The sequence below is a fragment of the Prolinoborus fasciculus genome, from assembly GCF_056724605.1.
Window position 1 is genome coordinate 13,490 of record NZ_JBWZQN010000002.1, and the last position, 24,791, is coordinate 38,280.

General features: G+C 45.1%; 23 protein-coding genes. 16 read left to right on the plus strand and 7 right to left on the minus strand.

Annotation, left to right across the window (positions count from 1 at the left end):
• The first annotated feature begins 72 nt into the window (after nucleotides 1-72).
• The 3 genes from niaP (at nucleotide 73) to AC1P5O_RS00530 (ending at nucleotide 5,604) form a co-directional block, all read left to right on the plus strand.
• A complete protein-coding gene (gene niaP / locus AC1P5O_RS00520) occupies nucleotides 73-1,392 on the plus strand; it encodes a niacin transporter NiaP (RefSeq protein ID WP_121979728.1) in 1,320 nt (439 codons plus the stop codon).
• 165 nt (nucleotides 1,393-1,557) lie between these two features.
• A complete protein-coding gene (parC, locus tag AC1P5O_RS00525) occupies nucleotides 1,558-3,777 on the plus strand; it encodes a DNA topoisomerase IV subunit A (RefSeq protein ID WP_121979729.1) in 2,220 nt (739 codons plus the stop codon).
• A gap of 150 nt (nucleotides 3,778-3,927) precedes the next feature.
• Nucleotides 3,928-5,604: a long-chain-fatty-acid--CoA ligase gene (locus tag AC1P5O_RS00530; RefSeq protein WP_004644897.1), complete on the plus strand. Its 1,677-nt coding sequence runs from the start codon at nucleotides 3,928-3,930 to the stop codon at nucleotides 5,602-5,604.
• Between the two features lie 52 nt (nucleotides 5,605-5,656).
• Here AC1P5O_RS00530 and AC1P5O_RS00535 read toward each other — a convergent pair whose 3' ends face one another.
• On the minus strand, nucleotides 5,657-6,037 hold the full coding sequence (locus AC1P5O_RS00535; RefSeq protein ID WP_005108436.1) for a hypothetical protein: 381 nt from the start codon (nucleotides 6,035-6,037) through the stop codon (nucleotides 5,657-5,659).
• A 100-nt stretch (nucleotides 6,038-6,137) separates the two neighbouring features.
• Here AC1P5O_RS00535 and AC1P5O_RS00540 point away from each other — a divergent pair, with 100 nt between their 5' ends.
• Both AC1P5O_RS00540 and ppa read left to right on the plus strand, forming a co-directional pair.
• The gene (locus AC1P5O_RS00540; protein ID WP_005249654.1) at nucleotides 6,138-6,536 is read left to right on the plus strand and encodes an MAPEG family protein; all 399 of its coding nucleotides are present in this window, start codon (nucleotides 6,138-6,140) and stop codon (nucleotides 6,534-6,536) included.
• Between the two features lie 117 nt (nucleotides 6,537-6,653).
• Nucleotides 6,654-7,190 carry an inorganic diphosphatase gene (ppa, locus tag AC1P5O_RS00545; protein ID WP_004281037.1) on the plus strand — a complete coding sequence of 179 codons (537 nt, stop codon included), beginning with the start codon at nucleotides 6,654-6,656 and terminating at the stop codon, nucleotides 7,188-7,190.
• Nucleotides 7,191-7,286: 96 nt separating this feature from the next.
• Here ppa and AC1P5O_RS00550 read toward each other — a convergent pair whose 3' ends face one another.
• Nucleotides 7,287-8,633, minus strand: coding sequence for an OprD family outer membrane porin (locus AC1P5O_RS00550; RefSeq protein WP_005249655.1), 1,347 nt, complete (start codon nucleotides 8,631-8,633; stop codon nucleotides 7,287-7,289).
• A gap of 596 nt (nucleotides 8,634-9,229) precedes the next feature.
• Between AC1P5O_RS00550 and AC1P5O_RS00555 the strand changes: the two genes are divergently transcribed.
• Nucleotides 9,230-9,964, plus strand: coding sequence for a TorF family putative porin (locus AC1P5O_RS00555; protein WP_004732532.1), 735 nt, complete (start codon nucleotides 9,230-9,232; stop codon nucleotides 9,962-9,964).
• 47 nt (nucleotides 9,965-10,011) lie between these two features.
• Here the strand turns inward: AC1P5O_RS00555 and AC1P5O_RS00560 are convergent, their stop codons facing one another.
• Together AC1P5O_RS00560 and AC1P5O_RS00565 are read right to left on the minus strand one after the other, a co-directional pair.
• The gene (locus tag AC1P5O_RS00560) at nucleotides 10,012-11,502 is read right to left on the minus strand and encodes a YifB family Mg chelatase-like AAA ATPase (RefSeq protein WP_348942227.1); all 1,491 of its coding nucleotides are present in this window, start codon (nucleotides 11,500-11,502) and stop codon (nucleotides 10,012-10,014) included.
• A 66-nt stretch (nucleotides 11,503-11,568) separates the two neighbouring features.
• Nucleotides 11,569-11,796: an accessory factor UbiK family protein gene (locus AC1P5O_RS00565; RefSeq protein WP_004281041.1), complete on the minus strand. Its 228-nt coding sequence runs from the start codon at nucleotides 11,794-11,796 to the stop codon at nucleotides 11,569-11,571.
• 277 nt (nucleotides 11,797-12,073) lie between these two features.
• On the opposite strand from AC1P5O_RS00565, the gene glnK reads away from it, so the two are divergent.
• The 7 genes from glnK (at nucleotide 12,074) to AC1P5O_RS00600 (ending at nucleotide 18,206) form a co-directional block, all read left to right on the plus strand.
• Nucleotides 12,074-12,412: a P-II family nitrogen regulator gene (gene glnK, locus AC1P5O_RS00570; RefSeq protein WP_004281042.1), complete on the plus strand. Its 339-nt coding sequence runs from the start codon at nucleotides 12,074-12,076 to the stop codon at nucleotides 12,410-12,412.
• Nucleotides 12,413-12,471: 59 nt separating this feature from the next.
• On the plus strand, nucleotides 12,472-13,884 hold the full coding sequence (locus AC1P5O_RS00575; RefSeq protein ID WP_005249679.1) for an ammonium transporter: 1,413 nt from the start codon (nucleotides 12,472-12,474) through the stop codon (nucleotides 13,882-13,884).
• 140 nt (nucleotides 13,885-14,024) lie between these two features.
• Entirely contained in the window at nucleotides 14,025-14,489 is a 465-nt protein-coding gene (gene nrdR, locus AC1P5O_RS00580; RefSeq protein WP_004281044.1) for a transcriptional regulator NrdR, read from the plus strand.
• 2 nt (nucleotides 14,490-14,491) lie between these two features.
• A complete protein-coding gene (gene ribD, locus AC1P5O_RS00585; RefSeq protein ID WP_004281045.1) occupies nucleotides 14,492-15,580 on the plus strand; it encodes a bifunctional diaminohydroxyphosphoribosylaminopyrimidine deaminase/5-amino-6-(5-phosphoribosylamino)uracil reductase RibD in 1,089 nt (362 codons plus the stop codon).
• Nucleotides 15,577-16,869, plus strand: a complete 1,293-nt coding sequence (locus tag AC1P5O_RS00590; RefSeq protein WP_004732518.1) for a DNA adenine methylase — start codon at nucleotides 15,577-15,579, stop codon at nucleotides 16,867-16,869. The genes ribD and AC1P5O_RS00590 overlap by 4 nt, the downstream gene beginning before the upstream one ends.
• Nucleotides 16,870-16,891: 22 nt before the next feature.
• On the plus strand, nucleotides 16,892-17,551 hold the full coding sequence (locus tag AC1P5O_RS00595; protein WP_004281048.1) for a riboflavin synthase: 660 nt from the start codon (nucleotides 16,892-16,894) through the stop codon (nucleotides 17,549-17,551).
• 109 nt (nucleotides 17,552-17,660) lie between these two features.
• Entirely contained in the window at nucleotides 17,661-18,206 is a 546-nt protein-coding gene (locus AC1P5O_RS00600; protein ID WP_004281049.1) for a VTT domain-containing protein, read from the plus strand.
• A 61-nt stretch (nucleotides 18,207-18,267) separates the two neighbouring features.
• Here the strand turns inward: AC1P5O_RS00600 and blhA are convergent, their stop codons facing one another.
• Genes blhA through AC1P5O_RS00615 form a run of 3 tightly spaced genes read right to left on the minus strand, consistent with a single transcriptional unit; the run spans nucleotide 18,268 to nucleotide 20,772 of the window.
• Nucleotides 18,268-18,897, minus strand: a complete 630-nt coding sequence (gene blhA / locus AC1P5O_RS00605; RefSeq protein ID WP_005265486.1) for a cell division protein BlhA — start codon at nucleotides 18,895-18,897, stop codon at nucleotides 18,268-18,270.
• A gap of 26 nt (nucleotides 18,898-18,923) precedes the next feature.
• Nucleotides 18,924-19,331 carry a DNA polymerase III subunit chi gene (locus AC1P5O_RS00610; protein ID WP_005265489.1) on the minus strand — a complete coding sequence of 136 codons (408 nt, stop codon included), beginning with the start codon at nucleotides 19,329-19,331 and terminating at the stop codon, nucleotides 18,924-18,926.
• On the minus strand, nucleotides 19,324-20,772 hold the full coding sequence (locus AC1P5O_RS00615) for a leucyl aminopeptidase (protein WP_026056609.1): 1,449 nt from the start codon (nucleotides 20,770-20,772) through the stop codon (nucleotides 19,324-19,326). The genes AC1P5O_RS00610 and AC1P5O_RS00615 overlap by 8 nt, the downstream gene beginning before the upstream one ends.
• A 156-nt stretch (nucleotides 20,773-20,928) precedes the next feature.
• On the opposite strand from AC1P5O_RS00615, the gene lptF reads away from it, so the two are divergent.
• The 3 genes from lptF (at nucleotide 20,929) to gpmI (ending at nucleotide 24,774) form a co-directional block, all read left to right on the plus strand.
• Complete coding sequence (gene lptF, locus AC1P5O_RS00620) at nucleotides 20,929-22,029, plus strand: LPS export ABC transporter permease LptF (RefSeq protein WP_004281053.1); 1,101 nt, start codon at nucleotides 20,929-20,931, stop codon at nucleotides 22,027-22,029.
• A 2-nt stretch (nucleotides 22,030-22,031) separates the two neighbouring features.
• The gene (lptG, locus tag AC1P5O_RS00625; RefSeq protein ID WP_004281054.1) at nucleotides 22,032-23,102 is read left to right on the plus strand and encodes an LPS export ABC transporter permease LptG; all 1,071 of its coding nucleotides are present in this window, start codon (nucleotides 22,032-22,034) and stop codon (nucleotides 23,100-23,102) included.
• Between the two features lie 124 nt (nucleotides 23,103-23,226).
• The gene (gene gpmI / locus AC1P5O_RS00630) at nucleotides 23,227-24,774 is read left to right on the plus strand and encodes a 2,3-bisphosphoglycerate-independent phosphoglycerate mutase (protein ID WP_138743171.1); all 1,548 of its coding nucleotides are present in this window, start codon (nucleotides 23,227-23,229) and stop codon (nucleotides 24,772-24,774) included.
• Nucleotides 24,775-24,791: the final 17 nt, after the last annotated feature.

Genomic DNA, 24,791 nt, shown 5'->3' on the forward strand with positions numbered 1-24,791 from the left:
ATAAAAAATATAAAGCAGCCCACCTGTTGAGAAAGCAGCATCTCCCGTTCCACCTGATCAGAGATTTTTGTTATGGATTTAGTTTCTCGCATACAACGCTTACCGATTGGTAGGTTTCACTACACCTTGCTGGTGGTGATTGGACTGGGCTGGATGTTTGATGCGATGGATACCGGATTGATTTCCTTTATCCTGGCAAAAATGGCTGAAGACTGGCAGATGACTGCCGATCAAAAAAGCTGGGTGGTGTCGATCGGTTTTGTCGGCATGGCGATCGGGGCGATTTGTTCAGGTGGCCTGGCAGACCGTTTTGGCCGTAAAACAGTCTTTGCTGCGACCCTGGTCATTTATAGCTTGGCTACGGCGGCCTGCGCTTTTGCACCAAATTTGACCTGGCTATTAGTGTTTCGTTTTATCGTTGGTTTAGGCTTGGGTGGTCAGTTACCCGTGGCCGTAACGCTGGTCAGTGAATATATTCCTGCGCGTGTACGTGGCCGTTTTATTGTCTTGCTGGAAAGTTTCTGGGGATTGGGCTGGCTGGTCGCGGCGCTGGTATCGCGCTTTGTTATTCCAGATTTTGGTTGGCAAACCGCTTTTATGATTGGTGGCCTGCCTGCGCTGTATGCCATCGTGATCTGGAAAATGGTGCCGGAATCTATTCCATTCCTGATTAACCGTGGCCGTATAGAAGAAGCCTCGGCACTGGTGAAAAAGATTGAAGCGAAATGTGGCGTTCAAGTTTATGAAATCTTTGAAGTGAAACCAGTTGCAGAGAAGCAGCATATTTCATTTTCCCAGCTATGGTCGGGTATCTTTGCGCGCCGTACGCTCATGCTCTGGCTGATCTGGTTCGGTATTATTTTCTCCTATTATGGCATTTTTACCTGGTTGCCAAGCTTACTGGTCAAAGAAGGCTATAGCATCGTACAGTCATTTGAATATGTGCTGATTATGATTCTGGCGCAGCTGCCCGGTTATCTTGTGGCGGCATGGCTGGTCGAAAAACTCGGTCGTAAGCCGACTTTGGCCGGCTTTATTGGCATGTGCGCGATTTCTGCCTATTTCTTTGGCCAGTCGGGTAGTGTTACTGAAATCGTGATTTGGGGCTGTCTGATGTCCTTCTTTAATCTCGGTGCCTGGGGCGTACTCTATACTTATACCCCGGAACAATATCCGACCAATATCCGTGCCTTTGGTTCAGGCTGGGCTGGCGCAGTAGGCCGGATTGGCGGTATCGCGGCACCTTTTGCCGTAACCCATCTGATGGGCATGCCCAATGGTTTCAGCTATGTCTTTACCATGTTTACGGCAGTTCTGGTGGCTGTCGCGATTGTGATTCTGGTCCTGGGTGAAGAAACCAAGGGCAAGACCTTGGAATCGATGGGCTTATAAACAGAATGATTTTTTAGTTGCTTAGGGCCTATAAAGTGGATATTTTTAGGCCATAAGACACAAATTGTCGCGCTGAACGATTTGATGCCCTTGTGTCATCTACAGCCACGACTTAGCATAAGAAACATTGATACAAAAACGAATTATTTAGGACTATAGGTTGTTATGACAAGCCTTGCGCATCATGCGACAGAAAACCGCTCCGTAGCAGAATTTACCGAACAAGCTTATCTGAATTACGCCATGTACGTGATTATGGATCGGGCACTCCCTCATATTAGCGATGGCCTGAAACCGGTACAGCGCCGGATTGTCTATGCCATGAGTGAACTGGGCCTGAAATGGACCAGCAAACCGAAGAAATCGGCACGTACGGTCGGTGACGTACTGGGTAAATACCATCCGCATGGTGACTCGGCCTGTTATGAAGCCATGGTGCTGATGGCACAGCCCTTTAGTTATCGTTACCCGTTTATTGAAGGGCAGGGCAACTGGGGTTCACCAGATGATCCAAAGTCTTTCGCAGCGATGCGTTATACCGAAGCCAAGCTTTCCCAGTACAGTGAACTATTACTGTCTGAACTGGGACAGGGCACCTGTGAATGGCAGGACAACTTTGACGGTTCGATGAAAGAACCGGTGAACTTGCCGGCACGTGTACCGAACATCTTGCTGAATGGCACCACTGGTATTGCTGTCGGTATGGCCACAGACATTCCACCGCATAACCTGCGTGAAGTGGTCAAAGGGACGATTGCGCTAATTCGTAATCCGAGCCTGACCGATGAAAAAATCGCAGAATATATTCCTGCGCCAGATTTGCCGACCAAAGCCGAAATTATCACCCCACCTGCTGAACTATTAAAAATTCAAACCACAGGTCGTGGCAGTTATCGCATGCGTGCGGTTTATAGCGTCGATAAAAACGAAATTATCATCACGGAACTGCCTTATCAGGTGTCCGGTTCCAAAATCATCACCCAGATTGCCGATCAGATGCAGGCCAAAAAACTGCCATTGGTCAGCGATGTACGGGATGAATCGGATCATGCCAATCCAACCCGTTTAGTGATTGTCCTGCGTTCGAATCGTATTGATGCCGAATCGGTGATGAGTCACTTGTTTGCCACCACCGATCTGGAATCCAGTTATCGTGTCAATATGAACATGATTGGTGCCGATGGCCGTCCACAGGTGAAATCGATTCGTCGTATTTTACTGGAATGGATTGAAATCCGTAAAACCACGGTAACACGCCGTCTGCAATATCATCTGAACAAGATCGAAAAACGCCTACATATTCTCGGCGGTCTGATCATTGCCTATCTGAATATTGATGAAGTGATTCAGATTATCCGTGAGGAAGATCAGCCAAAGCCGGTACTGATGCAGCGTTTTAATATTGACGAAATTCAGGCTGAAGCGATTCTGGAACTGAAATTGCGTCATTTAGCCAAGCTTGAAGAAATGGAAATGCGCCGTGAGCAGGAAGAACTGGAAGCGAAAGCGGCAGTGATTCGTGAACAACTGGCCAATCCGGAATCTTTAAAAAGCTTGATCATTTCTGAGCTGAAAGACGATGCCAAGAAATTCGGCGATGATCGCCGTTCGCCAATCGTACAGCGTGCCGAAGCTGCTGCAATTAATGAAACTGAAATGTTGCCGGCCGATCCGGTAACGGTGGTGTTATCAGAAGCTGGCTGGATTCGCTGTGCCAAAGGTCATGAAGTCGATGCAGAAAATCTGAATTTCCGTGCTGGTGATCAATACTTGAGTCATGCACAGGGCAAATCCAATCAACGCGTTTATGTATTAGATGACACTGGGCGTAGCTATGCCTTGGCCATCAACACGCTGCCATCTGCGCGTGGTCTCGGCGAACCACTCAGTTCAAAACTGTCTCCAGGCAGCGGGGTAGGTTTTAAACAGGTTCTGGTGGCAGAGGATGAAACTGAAATTCTAGCAGCAAGCAACAAAGGCTATGGCTTTAAAACCCAGGCCAAGCAGCTGGATACCAGTGCCAAAGCCGGGAAAGCTTTCCTGAATTTATCTGAAGGGGCAGAGGTCATGAACCTGCAGCCACTCGAAGATGCCACACATGTTGCACTGCTCAGTTCAGCAGGACGCCTGTTGATTGTCGATTTAGCAGAATTACCTGTACTGAACAAAGGTAAAGGAAATAAATTGATACAACTTGAAGGTGATGAACAAATTTTGTCCATGACAATATTGAAGCTTGATGAAATAATTCAAGTGCTTGCAGGACAACAGCAGTTAAAATTAAAAGGGGATGATTTGCGCAAATATATCGGTAAGCGCGGTGCAAAAGGACAGCTTTTACCACGCGGATATCAAAAAGCAAATAAACTGTTGATTCAAAGATAAGACTAGCATCCATCCTGCGAAATACGTTATATATGAACAACGATTCAACAAGATGGATGCAATATCGCACATATACAAGTCTAAAAATGGCGTGTGATATTGAAAAAAACAGTTGAAATACTAAGGATTATGATTGGAGAGATGGCCATTATGGAAAAAATTTGGTTTGCTGAATACCAAAAAACAGGGATTCCAGAAACAGTAGAATTACCAGCAGAAAATACTTCTCTAGTAGATATTTTTGAGCGTAATTTCCAAAAATTCGGCTCGCGTGATGCCTTTATCTTTATGGATAAGGCAATGACTTTCAATGAATTGGAAGAGGCGAGCCGCAAGTTTGCAACTTATCTACAAAGCTTGGGGTTGGCAAAAGGTTCACGTGTGGCAGTGATGATGCCAAACGTTCTTCAGTATCCAGTCGTGGCACTTGGGGTGTTCCGCGCAGGTTTGGTATTGGTCAACGTGAATCCACTCTACACATCGCGTGAACTTGAGCATCAATTGAATGACTCAGGCGCTGAAGTACTGGTAATTATTGAGAACTTTGCTTCTGTTTATCAAGCGATTATTGGTAAAACACCAGTGAAACATGTCGTGGTCGCTTCTGTCGGTGACATGCTGGGTGCCTTGAAAGGCACACTGGTGAACTTTGTATTGCGTTCTGTACGCAAGCAAATTCCAGCTTGGGATATTCCAGGCCATGTGAGATTTAATGCGGCGTTATCTAAAGTTAATCCAAGTAACTATAAACGCCCTGAATTGACCCTGAGCGATACAGCAGTTCTTCAGTACACAGGGGGTACGACGGGTGTATCTAAAGGCGCTGAACTGACACATCGTAATTTGGTTGCGAACATGCTGCAGTGTGACGGTATTTTCCAGAGTAAATTTGGTGCGCAAGATGGTCAGCCAGATGACCGTATTTTCTGTGCCTTGCCGCTTTATCATATCTTTGCATTCATGGTATGCGCACTTTACGGTATGTACAAAGGTCAGGCGAACGTTCTGATTCCAAACCCGCGTGATTTACCTGCGGTGATGAAAGAACTACGTAAATATCAACCGACTTTCTTCCCGGCAGTGAATACACTGTTCAATGCGCTGGTAAACAATGAAGAGTTTAAGCAACTTGATCATAGTAAACTGAAAATGGCGATGGGCGGCGGTATGGCAGTACTTCCTTCTACTGCAGCAGCATGGAAGAAAGTTACCGGAACCAATATCGTTGAAGGCTATGGTTTGTCTGAAACTTCTCCGGTGGCAACAGCAAACCCACCTGCGTCTGAAGAATTCAGTGGCACTATTGGTATTCCATTACCATTGACTGAAGTGGCTATTCTGGATGATGAAGGCAATGAAGTTCCACTGGGTGAGCAAGGTGAAATTTCAATCCGTGGTCCTCAGGTCATGAAAGGCTATTGGAACCGTCCGGATGAAACTGAAAAAGTCATGGTGAATGGCTTCTTCCGTACCGGTGATATCGGTGTCATGGATTCACGTGGTTATGTGAAAATTGTAGACCGTAAGAAAGACATGATTTTAGTGTCTGGTTTTAACGTCTATCCATCTGAAATTGAAGAAGTTGTAGCAACTCATCCAAAAGTACTGGAAGTGGCTGCGATTGGTGTGCCAGATGAAAAATCGGGTGAAGTGCCAAAACTGTTTGTCGTGAAAAAAGATCCGTCTTTAACCACAGAAGAAGTTTTAGCATTCGCTAAAGAAAACCTGACCGGTTATAAACGTCCACGTTATGTCGAGTTTATGGATGAATTGCCAAAATCAAACGTAGGTAAAATCCTGCGTAAAGATTTACGTAAAACAGCCTAATACCTATAAGAAAAAAAAAGCGCCGTCAGGCGCTTTTTTTGATTTGGACTTTTTATTTTTTCATTAACCAGCGATCAAAATAAGGACGACCTACACCAACTACTCCCAAGAAGATAAACATGGTGCCAAACTGGCGAGTAAATCCGGTTTGATTAAAGCTGCCATAACTTAGAATGTTATCGACCAAGCAATACACCAGAATCGCGACCAGCCAGTGCCAGAGAGGCATACGCTTGATACCGACGAAATAAAAGGCAATCCATAAAATGGCAAAGGTGAAGATTGGTGACCAGATATTCATATTGGCACAAATGACAGCCATCAGAAATGCCACAATCGGTAGGACAATTTTTAATACGCGATCCACTTGACGTTGATGCTGGCGTTGTTTCTCGAGGACATCGAACATTTCATTTTGATCAGGCGCGACCATAGTGAATCCTTAACAAGTAATAAAAAGCACTCTATTTAACAAAATTTATTCACGAAATGCCATGCTATGATAGAGATAAAATTTTCATGAGAAAAAACAGATGCACAGCATTAGTGGGATTATTTATCTCATTTTGGCCGCTTGTCTTTTGCCTTATGTGTTTACATTGATTGCAAAAAAATCAGCAGGCTTCAGCAGCAAAGACAATCAGAACCCACGGGCATTTTTAGAAAAGTCTTCAGGCTTGGCCAGTCGCGCGAATGCTGCCCAGCAGAATAGCTTTGAAAGTTTGCCACTCTTTATTGCTGCTATTCTAATGGCGGAATATATGGTGGTGCCGCAAAGTGTAGTGATGACTTTTGGTGTAGCTTATCTGGTTTTTCGTGTGTTGTACGGAATCTGCTATTTGGCCAACTGGGCGACTTTACGCTCTATCGTATGGTTGCTCTCGATGTTATGTCCGGTAGCTTTATTGCTGCTGATCATCAAGTTGGTTTAAGTCATCAGGTCTGCGGACATATTTACAGTTCGATATTTTAAAATCCAAAAAAATCTTTAAAAACCGTTATAATTGTCGCGGTTTTTTAAAAGATATAACTTGTTAAAGAGTGATGCTATGAGCTACAGCAATATCCCAGCGGGTAAAGATGCGCCAAACGATATCTATGTGATCATCGAAATTCCTGCAAATGCAGCACCAATCAAATACGAAATCGATAAAGATTCTGATGCGTTATTTGTAGACCGTTTCATGGGTACAGCAATGTTCTACCCAGCAAACTACGGTTATGTACCAAACACACTATCGCTTGATGGTGACCCATTAGACGTACTGGTTGTAACACCTCATCCAGTAGAGCCAGGTTCAGTCATTCGTTGTCGTCCTGTCGGTAAATTGAACATGGAAGATGACGGTGGTGTTGATGCGAAACTGGTTGCAGTTCCACATGACAAACTGACCCCAATCTACAAAGATGTTCAGGAATATACTGATCTTCCTCCATTGTTGATCAGCCAGATCGAACATTTCTTTCAGCACTACAAAGATTTAGAGCCAGGAAAATGGGTTAAGTTAAGTGGTTGGGAAGGTGCTGATGTTGCGAAACAAGAAGTACTGGACTCAATTGCTGCTTATGCAGAAGCAAATAAATAATTGCTTTTTGTTGTCCAGGTTTTAACTTTTTAAAGCCTGGAATAAAAAAAACCTGCACAATGTGCAGGTTTTTTTATGGCTTGAAATTCGTGTGAATTAGAATAATTTCACAGGAATGTCTAACCAGATACGCCATTCATTAGTGTCACCAATGTAGTTTCCGTATTGGTATTCATCACTCGCACGGTAGTATGAGTGACGTACACGTAAGCTGGTATCTTTAGCAAAACCAGATTGAACTGTATATTTTACCTGATTAAAGAATTCACGTTCTTGAGCATCACCAGTGATTAATTGAGAGCGATCATTTTGATTAGCAACATCAATATCCCAACCATATACAAATGCAGAAGTCCAAGATAGGCCAGGAACATTCATTGCACTGAAATCGTAAGTGTATTGAAGCTGTGCTGATTTTTCATCATTACCAATGAAGTCAGACAGGTATGAGTTCGGCATATAAATGGTTTGATGACCATCACCTACACCTTGACCTAAACCATAGTCATAACCTGTATTACCTGTATTTTGTTGGTAAGCTAGCATGACATTGTGTGGGCCTTTATTATAGGTCGTAGAAATTGCCCAAATATTGTTGCTTAACTTATTTAGATCATTTGTGGTATGCGAATAAGTGTATGCACCACCATCTGACTTTTTATCCCAATCAGTATGATAGCCACTAAAGTCATGAGTTAAAGTACTACCATTCGCCAATGCATAATTATAGTTTGCATTAACATAATGACGCTCTAGGCGGTCTTTAATGTCTGTACCATAGTAAGAAGCATTAACTGCATCATTAAATTTGTATTTTGCACCCCAAACTACTGCGCGCTCCAATTCATTACCATCAGATTTGATCTGGCTTGAACGCTGGTTTTCAGTAAATTTACCAGCAACGAGGCTTAAGTTTTCGATTTCATTACTTTCAACCAATACACCTGTAAAGTATTCAGGTACTAAACGCGCAGTATTGCTTGCAAGTACAGGTAAGTCTAAAACCTGAGTACCATAAGTAGCAGTCGTGTTTGAAACACGTGCTTTTACATATGCGCCGCCACGTGCCCAATGATCATAAGCTGAACCATCCGGATGTTGAGGAATCATGTCATTACCGGCATGCGCATTTTCACCCAATTTGAAAGATGCATCACCGATAATACCGGCACCAAAGCCGACTACACCTTTGGTAAAACCAGAGTCTAATTTAACGATCGCAGTCTGAGCAGCTGAACTTGTATCATTAACAACTTCACGTGCACCGGTTTGATTGTTGTTATAGTTTGTTTTATCGCGGTGCAAATAGCCGGTACGGAAAAGTACAGAACCTTCTGCGTCTTCTACAAAACCTTTCGATTCGCTTTGCTCGCTAGCGAAAGCGGTAGAAACCAAAGCAGCCTGAATCAAAACTGCTAATGTTAATTTTTTTGAATTTTGCATTGGGAAGAGAGCCTTATACAAATTGATCGGAATTTTTTAGGAATTGTATAAGAATTGCTGAAAAAATGTCATTTTTTATTGGATATATTCCACTAAAGTTTAGATTTTTTTAACTCAAATTAAACAATAGCAAGGATTTGATATGATTAATTTCTGACCTATCGGTAAAAAGTGAGTAAAAACATAATCCTATTGGAAGATATAAATGATATTTCTGAAGTAGTGAAATAAACATGATCAGCTTGTTTATTTTAGAATGTGCAAAAATTTGATCAAAAATTACGCACTATTTTTTAGCACAAATTTTAGTCATTCTAAAAATAGAATCAAAATGGGGCAAATTGTAAATGATTATGTATAATTATTAAAAAAGTGAAGAAATACCCTTAAATACATTTATTTAAGAGAAAGCCTAGATAATTTAGTTTTTCATAATTTAAATTTTAATTTAAAAACAATGATTTAAATTTTATTTGTCTTTTTAGATTTATTATTTTGGTTCCTTTTATCCAGATTGGCATAGCTCTTGCAAATTTTGAGCTTGAGTTTAATCAATGATCATAAAAACGTCTCAGACGATCTGGGGGAGCCACACAATGAAATTAACATTAAAAGTATTATCTCTTGCTTTATTGGGCGCTGTATCTTCTTTTACTTTTGCCGAAGAACCTGTTGCTGAACATACGGTATCTGGAAATATCAGCGTACTTTCGAGCTATAACTTGCGTGGTATTACTAACATTCCTGAAAATAGCGGCGCTACCTTACAAGGTGGACTTGATTATAACCATGCGTCTGGCTTCTATGCAGGTTGGTGGGGATCTACGCTAGATTACCCTTTGTCTGAAGAAGGACGTGATGCTTTCGAAAATAACTTCTATGCTGGCTATAGCCATGCAGTCAATGATGACTTAGGTTTAACGATCGGTACGACCTACTATTATTATTATGAATCTGATGTCAATTCTGATGGATTTGAGCTGTTACTGGGTATGAGCTATAAAGATTTGGGCGTTACAGCACAAACTCTTCTTGAAGATACTACTTGGGGCAATGCAGGTGATACCTATTTAAAAGCTACTTATAGCTATGCTTTACCACAAGATTTCAGCTTGGATACAGCTTTAGGCTTATACGCTTATGAAAAATCAGGTGACTTTATTGAAGGAACTACAGAAAGTTTTGGTTTCCGTCATTTTGACATCGGTTTAAGCAAGCCACTTGGTGACACAGGTGTAACTGCAAGCATGAATTATATCTTGGGTGGTTATGATCGTTTTGATGAAAAACAAAAGAATAAAGTCGTATTTGGACTCGGTTATAGCTTCTAATCCTCTTTAGATAAAAAGGCGACCTTAGGTCGCCTTTTTTTAATGATCTAAATCTGCTGCTGCCCGCGATAAGACAGGGCCTCCGAAAGATGCTGACTTTGAATATCTGGACTTTGATTTAAATCGGCAATGGTGCGTGCAACACGCAAGACCCGATGATAGCCGCGCGCTGATAAATTCAGTTTTTGCTGAGCCATTTCAAGCATATTCTGAGCAGACTGATCTAATGCGGCATATTGCTCTAACTGCTTTGGACTCAAACTCATATTCAAGGTATTTTGCCGTTGCATCTGAATTTCATAGGCTGCAATGACGCGTTGTCTAACCGTTTCTGAGTTTTCTGTAGGTCGATTGTCCTGTAATTCATGCGCTTGTAATGGCGGTACATCAATATGCAAATCAATCCGATCCAGCAACGGGCCTGAAATCCGGTTCTGATAGCGTTTAATACTTTCGGGTGAACATTGGCAGCGGATATCTTGATTGAATGCATACCCACATGGACATGGATTCATGGCAGCCACCAACTGGAAATTAGCCGGAAAGGTAATTTGGCGTGATGCCCGGGAAATGACGATTTCCTTGGCTTCCAAAGGCTGACGTAGAACCTCCAGCACTTTGCGGTCGAATTCAGGCAGTTCGTCCAGAAATAAAACCCCTAAATGTGCCAGGGTAATTTCTCCTGGCTTGGGGTGTGAGCCGCCACCGACCAATGCCACCGCAGAAGCAGTATGGTGTGGTGCTCGAAACGGCCGTTGTCCAAAAGGGTGATTGGCATTCGCCACCGAATAAATACTGGCCACTTCCAGATTTTCCTGCGTCTTTAAGGGCGGCAAAATACTGGCCAATCGAGAAGCCAGCAAGGTCTTGCCTGTTCCGGGTGGGCCTCGAAACAGCAGGGAATGACCACCTGCCGCAGCAATTTCCAAGCCACGCCGTGGTCGTAATTGTCCTTTTACATCCGCCAGATCAAACTTATAAAAATGGTCTGTATTGAGTGGACTGGCTTCTATTTGCGGTAAGCGCTGCGCTTGGGAAAGATGTTCACACACTTCTTTTAAATGATTGGCTGCAAAGACTTTAAAGTCTGGGAGCTGACAGGCTTCCTGTGCATTGGGGCCAGGCAAAATCAGTTGATGCTGTTCACTTTGACAGGCAATGGCAATACTTAAGGTGCCGCTGACAGGACGTAATTGACCATCGAGGGCCAACTCGCCAATAAACTCCAGATGCTCAGTACAATCTTCAGGCAGCTGGCCTGAAGCCACTAAAATGCCTAATGCAATCGGTAAATCCAGACGTGATCCATCTTTCGGTAGATCTGCTGGCGCCAGATTAATGGTCAGACGTTTGGTCGGAAATTGAAAGCCGCTATTCAAAATGGCAGAGCGTACCCGGTCTTTACTTTCACGTACCGCTGCTTCGGGAAGCCCCACTATAGTGAGTGAAGGCATACCCGAACTGACATGAACTTCGACTTCAATTAAAGGCGCATGCAGGCCCAGCAAGCCTCGCGTATAAATTTTAGCAAAAGACATTATTATTGTTCCAATATGGTGCGTTATTTTTATCGTTCTGGTGTCTTTTGTGCACTGTAGTTGTGCTTATTTTTTGTTCGAAATTTTCTCTTCTAATGCTTCCACCTGTTTGAGCAAATCATTCAGGCGATGATTGGCATTATTTAGGGCAGTACGCTGACGTTCTATTTCTTCTTTAGACACCAAATCCATTTTCGCCACAGCTTCATTTAACAGGGCACGGATATTATGTTCCAAATCTTTCTTGGGTTGTTCGACTTGCTGCAAAATTGCTTGTAATAAAGTTTCAATCATCGTCTGATCCATCGCCGTAGAAAGGAGCGCACAGTTTAGCATTGCTAAAATGCAGACTATAGTATTTCAGACAAAATATAGACTTATTCGATTAAAGATATTGTAAAAATCCACATAAAAAATGTCTATTTTTTGAAGATTCAAAGCCTTTATCCGTATAAAATAAGGTATAAATAAACCACATGCCAGGCTTTCTAATTTCCCCCGACCTTAGGAATCTTGGCATGAAATTTGAACGTAAAACCTTACTGGTGAAATAAGCCGAAGGAAAACAAACATGAAGCTCGTAACTGCAATTGTAAAACCTTTTAAATTAGATGATGTTCGCGAAGCATTGTCTGAAATTGGTGTTCAAGGCATCACTGTAACTGAAGTGAAAGGCTTTGGTCGTCAAAAAGGCCACACTGAACTCTATCGTGGTGCTGAATACGTTGTAGATTTCTTGCCGAAAGTCAAAATTGAAATCGCGATTAGCGATGAAATGGTAGACGCGGTGATTGAATCTATTACTCGTGTGGCGAGCACTGGAAAAATCGGTGACGGAAAAATTTTCGTGACTAACTTGGAACAAGTCATCCGTATTCGTACAGGTGAAACAGGTGCAGACGCTGTCTAACTTGGCACGAAGTTTGCTGAGTACCTAATAACTCACAAAAACTTGGTTGGGGGATACGAATGAAAAAAATGCTACTCGCGTTCGGCATGGCCGGCGCTCTTTTTGGTGGTTCTGTTGCATGGGCTGAAGAAGCTGCAACAGCAACAACACCGACAGAAGAAATTGTGCTTGTTGAAGAAGCAGACGATACAACAAATACAACAACAGACACTACAGCAGCAATTGCTGAAGCAGCGCCAGTTGAAGCTGCAGCACCTGCAGAAGAAGAACCAACGCTAGATACCGGCGATACCGCCTGGGTTTTAACCTCTACCGCTCTAGTTTTACTCATGACCATTCCTGGCTTGGCGCTATTTTATGGCGGTATGGTCCGCAAGAAAAACGTTCTAGCGACGATGGCACATAGCTTTATTGCTGCAGCGGTGGTCAGTATTGCCTGGGTGATTATTGGTTATACCCTAGCTTTCGGTGAAGGCAATGCCTTTATAGGCGGCCTGGACAAGTTCATGCTGGCCGGTATTACCACAGAGGCGCTTTCAGGCACGATTCCTGAAATCCTGTTTGTGATTTTCCAAATGACTTTTGCCATCATTACGGTTGCCATCATCAGCGGTTCGATTGCAGAACGTATGAAATTTGGTGCTTTCGTTGCTTTTATCGCACTTTGGGTGGTGATTGTTTATGCACCAATTACCCACTGGGTATGGGGTGGTGGCTGGTTAGGTAACGACGGCGCGCTTGATTTTGCCGGTGGTACGGTTGTACATATCAACTCGGGTGTTGCCGGTCTGGTAGCGGCATATATGCTGGGCAAACGTATGGGTTTGGGTCGTGAATCTATGGCACCGCATAACCTGACGCTTACAGTAGTTGGTGCATCTTTGCTCTGGGTAGGCTGGTTCGGTTTCAACGGTGGTTCTGCATTAGGTGCCAACGGTTCTGCAGGCTATGCCTTGATCGTGACTCAAGTCGCAGCAGCGGCAGCAGCCATCTCCTGGTTAATCACTGAAAAACTGGCACGTGGTAAAGCTTCTGTACTGGGCGGCGTATCGGGTGCAGTTGCTGGTCTGGTGGTCATTACTCCAGCTGCAGGTTTTGTGACTGTAGGCGGCGCATTGGCGATGGGTCTGATCGGTGGTGTGGTGTGCTTCTGGGGGATTACTGCACTGAAACGCGCATTGAAAGCCGATGATTCTTTAGATGCTTTTGGCCTGCATGGTGTAGGTGGTATTGTTGGCGCGATTTTAACGGCCTTCTTTGCCAGCGAATTCATCATGGGTGACAATGCTCCTGCCAATGTCATGCATCAGCTTTGGGTGCAAGTGGAAGGTGTACTGGCAACCATTGCTTACTCTGCGATCATGACCTTCATTATCCTGAAAGTCATTGACTTGATCATTGGAATCCGTGTGGCATCTGATGATGAGCGTATGGGTCTGGATTTAAGCCAACATGGCGAACGTGTCGAATAATAATAAATCCACCATAATCAATATATAGTGTAAAACAGCCCGAATGGGCTGTTTTTTTTCTATATGTTGCGTAAAACTCTACAAAGTTTGTAATTTTTGCTACACTCGGAATCCATCTGGATTTGTTCAATTAAACCGCTATGCATTGCCCATTTTGCAATACTGCAGACAGTAAAGTGATTGATTCACGCCTGGCAGCTGAAGGATGTCAGATTCGTCGTCGCCGTGAATGTGTCAGTTGTAATGAACGCTTCACTACCTTTGAAAGCTATGAAGTGGTGATGCCGCGCGTCATCAAGTCGGATGGTAAAAATGAACCTTTCGATGAAGCCAAATTACGCCGTTCCCTGATGCATGCCTTACAAAAACGCCCGGTGACCCAAGAGCAGATTGAAACGGTGCTGAGCGATATTCAGCTACAGATTCGTCGTTTAGGTGAGCGTGACGTGAAATCACGTACCATCGGTGAAATCGTGATGCAGTCTTTATTTGCTCTGGATCATGTTGCTTATGTGCGTTTCGCTTCGGTCTATCAGGATTTTCAGGATGTTGAAGCTTTTCGTCATCAGATTGAACAGATGCAACAACGAGAATTACAAGAATAAGCATGGTTGAACTGAATCAAGATCAAGTCTGGATGCGCCGGGCCATTGAATTGGCTCGTCAAGGGCAATATTCCACCAAACCGAATCCGAATGTCGGCTGCGTCATTGTTAAAGATGGCATCGTGATTGGTGAAGGCTTTCATCCCCAAGCCGGCCAGCCACATGCTGAAGTCTTTGCGCTGCGTCAGGCCGGTGAACAGGCCCGTGGTGCAACCGCTTATGTGACTTTAGAACCTTGTGCGCATTATGGCCGTACGCCGCCTTGTGCCAAGGGTCTGGTTGAAGCAGGTGTGGCTAAAGTTGTCGTGGCCTGTCCAGATCCCAATCCGCTGGTGGCTGGCAAGGGTGTACAGATCCTGAAAGATGCCGAAATCGAAGTCGAGATTGGCATCTGTGAAGATGAAGCGCATCAGCTGAATCAAGGCTTCCTGAAAGCCATGGCGACTGGCATGCCTTATATGCGTTTAAAAATTGCCTCAAGTCTGGATGGCCGTACCGCGATGGCATCGGGTGAATCAAAATGGATTACCGGTTTAGCAGCACGTCAGGATGTACAGCACTGGCGTGCGATTTCAGGCGCAGTGATTACCGGGATTGATACGGTTCTTGCGGATGACTGTGAACTGAATGTGCGTCAACTGGATGGCCTTGAAGATATCAAGACTGTGGTGCAACCGAAACGGATTATTCTGGACCGTCAGGGGCGTTTACCACTCAACGCAAAAATTTTAGTGCAACCTGAAACAGTGATGGTCATGGGGCCATTTCGTCAGGAGCTTGCAGATCTGGGTGTGCTACACTTGCCGGTACAGCCTTTAGCAGAATTATTAAAGCAACTGGTTCAACAGCATCAGATTTATGATGTCTTGGTGGAAGCAGGGGCGACCTTATCTACGGCATTTTTACAACAAAAATTGGTTGATGAACTGATCAGTTACGTTGCACCGACCCTATTGGGTCAGTCTGCGCGTACCATGTTTAATGCAGAATTTAGCCATATGGCCGAACAACTCCGATTTAAGCTGCGCGATGTAACTCGCTTAGGTGATGACGTGCGCTTCAGGCTAATTCCTTTTCAAGAGACACTATGAGTTCAGAGTCTACGGTTTATCATAAACGTCGCCATGCGGCACGTACCACCGATGAATATCTTTTCCATCAACTGGTTCCTTATCTGGGCAATAAGCGCCGTTTACTGCATTTAATTCTGGAAGCTCTGGAGAGTACAGGAACCCTGAAACGTAGCGATGGCCGTGCTCCAATCTTTGCTGACTTTTTTGCAGGTTCAGGCGTGGTCTCGCGTTTGGCCCGTCAGAATGGTTATCGCGTCATTGCCAATGACTGGGAACCGTATAGCCATGCGCTGAATCATGCGGTACTGGCCTGTACTGAAGCACCGGCATTTAAAGAACTCGGTGGCTATCAGAAAGCGATTGATTATCTGAACCGTCTGCCGGAAGTTAAAGGCTGGGTGACGCATAACCTGTGTCCGCGTAATGATGAAATTTATGATCCAGCCCGTGATCGTTTGTTCTTTAAACGTCGTAACGGCATGCGTATTGATGCCATCCGTCAGCAGATTGCAGCCTGGCAGGCACAAGGTGCAATTGATGATGTGGAAATGTCTGCCTTGCTGGCACCCTTGCTGTATTCCGCCAGTTTTGTCAGCAATACTTCTGGTGTTTTCAAAAGCTTTCACCATGGTTGGGGCGGGAAAACCCAAACTGCGCTGGAACGGATTGAATCTTTACTATGGTTAACGCCAAGTCGTTTTTGTGAATCGGATCAGAAAAAAGGAATGGCCGCAGAAATGTGGTGTGTCGATGCCCAGCATCTGGCCAACCAGATGAACGGTTTTGAAGTAGACGTAGCTTATCTGGATCCACCGTATAATCAGCATGCTTATAGCAGTAATTATCATGTGCTGAATGCGCTGACCTTATGGGATCAGGCCGATTTACCGACTCCAGATACCAAGGGCTTTAAGAGCGGGATTGACCGGGCATGGCGCAAAGAGCGTCCGAGCCAGTACAATTCCTCTAAATATGCCAAAGAAGCTTACGAGAGCCTGTTGGCGACCATTAATGCACGTTTCATCCTGACCAGTTATTCAACTGACGGGAATATCAGCGCAACTGATTTGTTACAGGCCAATCTGAAACGTGGCCGGGTGACCTTGCTGACCCAAGATGTGCCGCGTTATCGTGTTAGCAAACAGCGCCAGTCTGAACGTGCACGCGTGCTGGAATTTATTGTGATTACCGATACCCACGCCAAGTCAGGTCCACCGATCCGTCAATTACTCAGCCAGCTGCATCATTATGCAGAATTGGGCGGTGTGGATACGACCGGCGTCAGTACCCAGTTGGCCCTCTGGTAAAAGAATTGAAAAGGAAATAAAAATGTTTACAGGTATTATCGAAAGCCTCGGCAAAGTCGAAAGTCTGCAAAGCGTTGGCGGTGATGTACGTTTGCGTATCCAGACTGATCTGGACATGTCCGATGTACATCTGGGTGATTCTATTGCGACCAATGGTATCTGCCTGACCGTGATCGACTGGGGCGAGAACTGGTATGCGGCTGATGTTTCCCGTGAAAGCTTGAACCGGACCACGCTCGGCACCTGGAAAGCCGGTCAGCCTGTCAATGTTGAAAAAGCCATGTTGCCGACTACGCGTTTTGGCGGTCATATTGTGTCAGGTCATGTGGATGCAGTCGGTGAAATCACGCTGGTTCGTGAAGATGCACGTTCGATTTATTATGAAGTCACTGCACCTGCTGAAATTGCCAAATACCTGGCAGAAAAAGGCTCGGTTACAGTTGATGGTATTAGCCTGACGATTAATCATTTACGTGGCAGTGTGATCAGTCTGAACCTGATTCCGCATACTGCTGAACGGACCAATATTGGTACCTGGAAAGTCGGTAGCAAGGTCAATCTGGAAGTGGATGTATTGGCACGTTATATCGAGCGCTTATTGCTCGGTGATAAAGCCGCCGAAGCCACTGAACAATCAAAAATCAGCATGGATTTCCTGGCTGAAAATGGTTTCTTAAAATAAGAGAAATGTTGATTTACTGAACAGTCTGATTGAAAAATTAGACTGTTTTTTTATTTTTCGGGATAATCAGCAGTTCAACTTGCAAATATTGCCTGGGTGGACGGGTCGAATGCTCGATTTTTTACTGAACTTGGAACAGTCATTGCCGCTATTGCTCGATCAATATGGGGTATGGATTTATGCAATCCTGTTTCTGGTGATTTTTGCAGAAACCGGTTCTGTATTTTTCTTTTTCCTGCCGGGTGACAGTCTATTGCTGGCTGTGGGAGCTTTGTGCGCCAGCAGCGACCTGGTGACCTTGCATTCGATGGGGCTGTTGTTATTCACTGCCTCGGTGCTGGGCTATAGCGTGAATTATTACACCGGAAAAGTTCTCGGCTTAAAATATTTCAACCAACATTCACGTTATTTCAAGCCGGAATATATGGTGAAAACCAACCACTATTTTATGAAACATGGCGGTAAAACTATTTTAATCGCACGTTTTATTCCCTTTGTCCGCTCATTTGGCCCTTTTGCTGCCGGTTCAGCGCATATGAGCTTTGCCACATTCAGCTTTTATAATATTGCGGGTGGCATCCTCTGGATTGGCACTTTATTAAGCATTGGCTATCTGCTCGGAAATGCTGCCTTTATGCTGGCAGATTTTTTGTAAGATGCGACATAGAAGATAAAAAAGCCCGAATTTTCGGGCTTTTTTAATGTGAAAGGATCATTTAAATATTGCGTGGCTGATCAGAAAATTCAGAATTTTTCAGCATATACTCGATTTCTTCTTTGGCTGCCGCACGCATTTTTTCACGCAGTGCATTGACGGTCTGTTCAATCACGGTTTCTGCCTCAAGTTCCAGACGTAAACGCACACTTTCTAATTCGGATAAAATGCTCTGATCCTCAATCTGGATGCGACCTCTGGCAAAATCAAAAGTCGTCTCAGGATTTTTTGCATAACGTGCGACATAGTGCTGCACTTCAGCTTCTAGATGCGTATTTATTTCAGCAAGCATTTGGATCTGTTCGCTCAATTTTCGCTGTTCTTCAAGACGTAGCTGTTCTTGATAGGCCTGTTCCTCGGCACGCTTTTCGGCCAAAGCTTTTTCGAGCGCGAGCTGTTTGCGAATACGGGCTTCTTCAATCAATTCGGCCTTGCGCTGCGCATAGGCTGCTTCAATCTTGCGTTCAGATTCCTGCTGCAAGTGCTGGTCACGACTCTGCCATTCTTCCAAAGACGTTTCTGGCTTTAAAATATCGCAGATCCGAGAGAGGTCATCGATAAAGGTCTGACGCACAGCTTCCGGCACATTTAACCAGCGCTGTTTAAAATCGGGACCTACATTTAATGCCACGTGCCTCTCCTTGTGGATGATATCGGTTAAAGCTTATGGGTGTCCGGTTCAATACCTAATCGACGATATTGCTTGAATTTTTCACGACCCAGCTGTTTAGCTGTTTCATGATTTTCAATGATCTCAATAATGTGACTAAATTTTGCGTAAGGTTCAAGTGCTTCCGGATTAAAATTGAAAATAATCCAGTCGGACTGTTCCGGTAGTGTGGCCGAAATACAGACCATCGCCTGAGGCTGGTCAATACCATGTGGAATAAAGCTGCTGGGGTCAAAGCTCCACAGACGTTCATCTAGCTGCTGTTGCAAATCTGTATCGGCACACAGTAACCAGATCCGCGCCGGCTGACGCAGAATCTTACGGCATAAACGACAAGTGCTGTCCACTTGTCGTTCAGGGCTTTTTTCAAATAAATAAAAGCTGACTTTAGCCATTGCTTTGAACGCGATTCGCCAGGAATTGCATCAATAATGGAACTGGACGGCCGGTCGCCCCTTTATTGGTGCCTGAATTCCACGCCGTACCGGCCACATCGAGATGTGCCCAGCGATATTCACGGGTAAAACGTTGCAGGAAGCAGGCTGCAGTCACAGAACCGGCTTTTGGCCCACCGATATTGCCAATGTCCGCAAATGGTGAATCCAGCTGTTCCTGATAGTCATCCAGTACCGGCATACGCCATACCCGGTCAAATGAATGCTGGCCGGCAGCTTCCAGTTCTGCTGCCAGTTTATCATCTGGCGTGAACAGACCTGTCAGCACTGAACCCAAAGCGACCACACAGGCACCGGTTAAGGTCGCAATATCAATCACCAAAGCAGGATTAAAACGTTTTACATAAGTCAAGGTATCACATAGGACCAAACGACCTTCGGCATCAGTATTCAGGATTTCAACCGTCTGACCACTCATGGTCGTTACGATATCGCCAGGACGGGTGGCTTTACCTGAAGGCATGTTTTCTGCTGCAGCGATGGTTCCCACCACATGCAGAGGTAAGCGGGACTCACACAATGCACGCATCGTACCGAGTACAGAGGCTGCGCCACACATGTCATATTTCATTTCGTCCATGCCTGCGCCCGGTTTAAGTGAAATACCGCCAGTATCAAACGTAATGCCTTTACCCACCAAAACTACCGGCGCTTCGCTACGCTCTGACTGATATTCCATGCTGATAATACGACCTGGACGCTCTGAACCTTTACTTACCGCAAGGAAGGCTCCCATGCCTAAATCTGCCATTTGCTGTTCATCCAGCACTGTGACTTTAAGTAGGTCTGGATATTCAGCCGCCAAAGCCACCGCCTGTTCTGCAAGATATTCAGGGAAACAGATATTGCCCGGATGGTTGCCCAGGTCACGTGCCAGATTTTGTCCGCTTTGCACTGCTTGTACCAGTTGCAACTGTTCGGTAGTTAAGACGCTATGAGTGGCAATCAGGTCGATCTGCTCGAGCACAAATTCATTCTTCTTGGATTTATATTCATCATAACCATAGCTGGCCTGAGTCAGGAAGAGCGCAAACAGATAATGGAATTCTTGTGGAAGTTGTGTCAGATCTACAGAAATCTGTTTGAATTTTTTTTGAGTGACTTGAATAATAGTTTGCGCGATTTTTGCAAGTTTTGCCGGTTGCAGTTCAGCGACCTTGCCTAAACCAATTAGTGCTGCATGGCTGGACTGGCTCACCTGACCAATCAGGCTCAGGCTTTCCGCCAACGCTGCCTTGAATTGAGAGGCTTCAATTAATGTGTCTAAATTATTGATTTGATAGGTTGCGGTTGTATTCTGAAGTTGTTCTGAGTCAACTAAAATCAACAAAGATTGACTTGATCCATTCTCTGGGAATGACGTATTAATTGTAAGTTTCATATTCTGTTTTCACGCCTGTCTAGATGGGTAAATCATTCAGTCATTGAAACATTTATCTGAATAGATTTTCAATGGGCAGGGCGGCCTAGGTTTTATATTTTTGCTATTCGGGTAAACTAGCACTCGTTTTATGGACCTTATTTTGGAAGAATTAATTTGATTATTCGGCGTTATCTGGTCAAGCAAGTTGTCTCGACATCCTTGGTGGTGATTGCCTTATTGACCTTGATCATGATGGGCGGTCGACTGATCAAGTATTTTGGTGTTGCGGCGCAAGGCCGTCTGGATGCAGGCATTTTATTTAGCATTATTGGCTACCGTTTGCCTGAATTCTTGACCCTGATTCTTCCGCTCGGTTTCTTTATTGGACTGATGCTGGTGTTTGGCCGTTTATATGTCGACCATGAAATGGCGGTGATGAATGGCAGTGGCGTCAGTCGGCATCAATTGGCGCGTCTACTGGTGCCGATGACCCTGGTGTTTTTGATTGCTCAGGCCGGATTGATGCTGTGGGCTGCGCCGTGGGGCATTCGCCAGTTTGAAGCCCTGACCACCAGTCAGGCGGTACGTACCGGCTTTGACCTGGTGCGACCGAAAGAATTTATCTCCTCTGGGCCCTATACCATTTATGCCGGTGACCTGTCAGAAGACCGTAAAAATTTAAAAGATATTTTCTTTTATCAGCGTGCGGAAAAAGAAGGCAAACCGGATGTGATGATTCTGGCGCAGGAAGCCACCCGAATTGAAGTACCGAATGATGCTGCCAATGTGGTCGATCTGGTTAATGGACGCCGTTATGAGATCTATCCGGGTACACCGCAATATACTCAAGCTGAATTTGAAAGCTATCGTCTGCGCTTAGAAAGCGATGAAGAAGCGCAATTTGCCAGTACTGAAGTTGAGGCCTTACCGACCTCGCAATTGTGGCAGAACCGTCAGGATCCTGTGGTGGCCAGTGAGTTGGGCTGGCGGGTGTTTGTTCCTTTTGCGATTCTGATTGCCCTGATTCTGGCTGTGGCCTTGTCTGAAGTGAGTCCACGACAGGGTCGATATCTCAAGTTATTTCCTGCCCTCATGATTTTTGCCAGTCTGATTGTGGCCCTGATGGCAGTGAAGACGCGGATCAGTAAAGAAGAAATGGGCATTTGGGCCTATCCATTGATTCTGATTGCCTATGCAATTGCGGGTGCCTTGTTCTCGCGTAAACAGAAATTAGGCCCGAAAATCAAGAAACAGATTCAGCGAGTGAGGTCTTAACAATGTTGGCACGTCGTATAGTTGCAAAACATGTGACCCAAACCACTGCGCTGGCGATGCTGGGTGCAACCGCGGTATTGGCGGGTTTACAGGTATTATTTACTTATCTGGGTGAGCTTGGTTCGCTCAAAGATGGTTATGGTGCCTGGGATGCCTTGAAATATGTGCTTTGGGGCGCACCAAATTATTTATATGAAATCCTGCCGATTTCTGCACTGATTGGTGCAGTTTTAGGTCTTGGTACATTAGCCTCGAATAGTGAGCTGATTGTGATGCGTTCGGTCGGCGTGAGCTTATGGCGTATTGTCGGGTGGGTGATCCGTTCAGCACTGTTGTTGGTGGTGTTGTCATTTGCCCTGAGCGAGTGGGTCATTCCTTATACCAATGAACAGGCCAAAAGCGTAAAAAGTGCCAGTAAAGCCGCTCAGCTCGGTGAAGTTCGTGGTTACTGGACTCGGGAAGGGCAGCGCTTTATTTATATCGATTATGCCAACTCGCAAGGTCAGTTGAAAAATGTGCAGATGCTGGACTTTGACCAGAACTATCGTTTGCGCGGTACCTTGCAGGCAGATCAGGGCCAATTTGTTAAAGATGGTTCTTGGACGCTGGACAACACAGAGCAGTTCGATATTTTACAAAATGGCAATGCCACGCTGGTCAAGCAGCAACAGCAACCTTTAGCGCTGGCATTGCAGCCCAAATATGTGCATATGGTGACCATTGATCCTGAAGATTTATCGCCGAGTCAACTGGTCAGTTTCATGAGCTATATGCATGAATACAGTCAGGTACCAAAAACCTATCAGTTGGCCTTCTGGCAAAAACTTGGCTCCCCATTTGCTCTGATCGCCTTGGTGGTGATCGCCTGTTCATTTATCTTCGGGCCGTTGCGTCAGCAATCCATGGGTTTTCGTCTGGTGATTGCCTTATTTGCCGGACTGGGTTTCTTCTATCTGCAGGATTTCCTCGGCTATGCCAGCTTGATTTACGCACCGTCTCCGGCCTGGTTCGTATTTATTCCGATTCTGATCATGTTTGGCATCGGCGGATACTTGCTGCATCGGGCGCGCTAAGGCACAGGAAAATAGAACAAATCAATCATCATGAGAGGCTTAAACCATATACGGGTCATGGCCTCTTTTTATAAACTTCGCTAAAATAGAGCGATTAATTCGTAGACGAACAGAGTATTTCATTATGACGGATGCAACTGCTGGCAAAATCCCTCACGTTTTGGTGATTATGGATGGTGTGGGTCATCGCGAAGCGGTCGAAGACAATGCGTTTTTAGCAGCTAAACGACCAAATTTAACTGCGATACAGGACAAGCATCCGCATGGTTTGATCTCGGGTTCTGGTGAAGATGTCGGCCTGCCAGATGGCCAGATGGGTAACTCTGAAGTCGGACATATGAACCTCGGCGCAGGTCGTGTGCTGTATCAGGACTTTACCCGAATTACCAAAGATATTCGTACAGGTGACTTCTTTGAACATGAAGTGCTGGTCGATGCGGTGGAGAAAGCCAAAGCTGCAGGTGGTGCAGTACATTTGCTTGGCCTTTTGTCTGAAGGCGGTGTGCACTCACATGAAGATCATATCGTGGCGATGGCAGAGCTAGCATTGAAACGCGGTGCGCAAGTTTATTTACACGCATTTTTAGATGGTCGTGATACACCGCCTAAAAGCGCGCAGCCTTCTTTAGAAAAACTTGATGCCTTATTTGCGCAATATCCGGGTCAAGGTCGTATTGCGACCATGATTGGCCGTTATTTTGCCATGGATCGTGACAACCGTTGGGATCGTGTTGAACAGGCCTATCGCTTGTTGACTGAAGGTGAAGCGGTTCGTACAGCTGCCAGCGCAGTTGAAAGTTTGGAACAGGCTTACGCAGCCGATGAGTCGGATGAGTTTGTTAAAGCGACCCGTATTGGCGATCTGGCGAAAATTCAGGATGGCGACAGCGTCGTATTCATGAACTTCCGTGCCGATCGTGCCCGTGAATTGACTCGCGCATTTGTAGAAAAAGACTTTGCGGGTTTTGAACGTAAAGTCGTGCCGAATTTGGCGAAGTTTGTCATGCTGACGCGTTATCAAGCCACGATTGATGCACCTGTAGCGTATATGCCTGAAGCGTTGAAAAACTCGATTGGTGAATACTTATCTGATTTGGGTAAAACACAGCTGCGCATTGCGGAAACAGAAAAGTATGCGCATGTGACTTTTTTCTTCAGCGGCGGCCGTGAAGATGAATACCCAGGTGAAAAACGTATCCTGATTCCATCGCCAAACGTAGCCACTTATGACCTTAAACCGGAAATGAGTGCTTATGAAGTGACTGATGAGCTGGTGGCTGCGATCAATTCAGGTGAATTTGACCTGCTGGTGGTGAACTTTGCCAATGGTGATATGGTCGGTCATACGGGTGTATTCGATGCTGCGGTGAAAGCTGTTGAAGCGGTTGATACCTGTTTGGGCCGGGTTTATGAAGCGGTAATGGCGCAAAAAGGTCATATGATTGTGACTGCCGATCATGGTAACGTTGAGCAGATGCAGGACTACCACAGTGGTCAGGTACATACCCAGCATACGACTGAATTGGTTCCGTTTATTTATGTCGGCCCAACTCAGGCCACAATCGTGGAAGGTGGGGTGCTGGCAGATGTCGCACCGACTTTATTAAACCTGATGCAAGTTCCGGTGCCGGCTGAAATGCAGGGCCGTAACCTGATTCAGCTTGATGCATAATCTTTAATAAAATTTTG

Bases quoted from the DNA above. Each gene is read 5' to 3' on its own strand.
- niaP (WP_121979728.1), top strand. From the start codon at position 73: ATGGATTTAGTTTCTCGCATACAACGCTTACCGATTGGTAGGTTTCAC.
- parC (WP_121979729.1), top strand. From the start codon at position 1,558: ATGACAAGCCTTGCGCATCATGCGACAGAAAACCGCTCCGTAGCAGAA.
- AC1P5O_RS00530 (WP_004644897.1), top strand. From the start codon at position 3,928: ATGGAAAAAATTTGGTTTGCTGAATACCAAAAAACAGGGATTCCAGAA.
- AC1P5O_RS00535 (WP_005108436.1), bottom strand. From the start codon at position 6,037: ATGGTCGCGCCTGATCAAAATGAAATGTTCGATGTCCTCGAGAAACAA.
- AC1P5O_RS00540 (WP_005249654.1), top strand. From the start codon at position 6,138: ATGCACAGCATTAGTGGGATTATTTATCTCATTTTGGCCGCTTGTCTT.
- ppa (WP_004281037.1), top strand. From the start codon at position 6,654: ATGAGCTACAGCAATATCCCAGCGGGTAAAGATGCGCCAAACGATATC.
- AC1P5O_RS00550 (WP_005249655.1), bottom strand. From the start codon at position 8,633: ATGCAAAATTCAAAAAAATTAACATTAGCAGTTTTGATTCAGGCTGCT.
- AC1P5O_RS00555 (WP_004732532.1), top strand. From the start codon at position 9,230: ATGAAATTAACATTAAAAGTATTATCTCTTGCTTTATTGGGCGCTGTA.
- AC1P5O_RS00560 (WP_348942227.1), bottom strand. From the start codon at position 11,502: ATGTCTTTTGCTAAAATTTATACGCGAGGCTTGCTGGGCCTGCATGCG.
- AC1P5O_RS00565 (WP_004281041.1), bottom strand. From the start codon at position 11,796: ATGATTGAAACTTTATTACAAGCAATTTTGCAGCAAGTCGAACAACCC.
- glnK (WP_004281042.1), top strand. From the start codon at position 12,074: ATGAAGCTCGTAACTGCAATTGTAAAACCTTTTAAATTAGATGATGTT.
- AC1P5O_RS00575 (WP_005249679.1), top strand. From the start codon at position 12,472: ATGAAAAAAATGCTACTCGCGTTCGGCATGGCCGGCGCTCTTTTTGGT.
- nrdR (WP_004281044.1), top strand. From the start codon at position 14,025: ATGCATTGCCCATTTTGCAATACTGCAGACAGTAAAGTGATTGATTCA.
- ribD (WP_004281045.1), top strand. From the start codon at position 14,492: ATGGTTGAACTGAATCAAGATCAAGTCTGGATGCGCCGGGCCATTGAA.
- AC1P5O_RS00590 (WP_004732518.1), top strand. From the start codon at position 15,577: ATGAGTTCAGAGTCTACGGTTTATCATAAACGTCGCCATGCGGCACGT.
- AC1P5O_RS00595 (WP_004281048.1), top strand. From the start codon at position 16,892: ATGTTTACAGGTATTATCGAAAGCCTCGGCAAAGTCGAAAGTCTGCAA.
- AC1P5O_RS00600 (WP_004281049.1), top strand. From the start codon at position 17,661: ATGCTCGATTTTTTACTGAACTTGGAACAGTCATTGCCGCTATTGCTC.
- AC1P5O_RS00610 (WP_005265489.1), bottom strand. From the start codon at position 19,331: ATGGCTAAAGTCAGCTTTTATTTATTTGAAAAAAGCCCTGAACGACAA.
- AC1P5O_RS00615 (WP_026056609.1), bottom strand. From the start codon at position 20,772: ATGAAACTTACAATTAATACGTCATTCCCAGAGAATGGATCAAGTCAA.
- lptG (WP_004281054.1), top strand. From the start codon at position 22,032: ATGTTGGCACGTCGTATAGTTGCAAAACATGTGACCCAAACCACTGCG.
- gpmI (WP_138743171.1), top strand. From the start codon at position 23,227: ATGACGGATGCAACTGCTGGCAAAATCCCTCACGTTTTGGTGATTATG.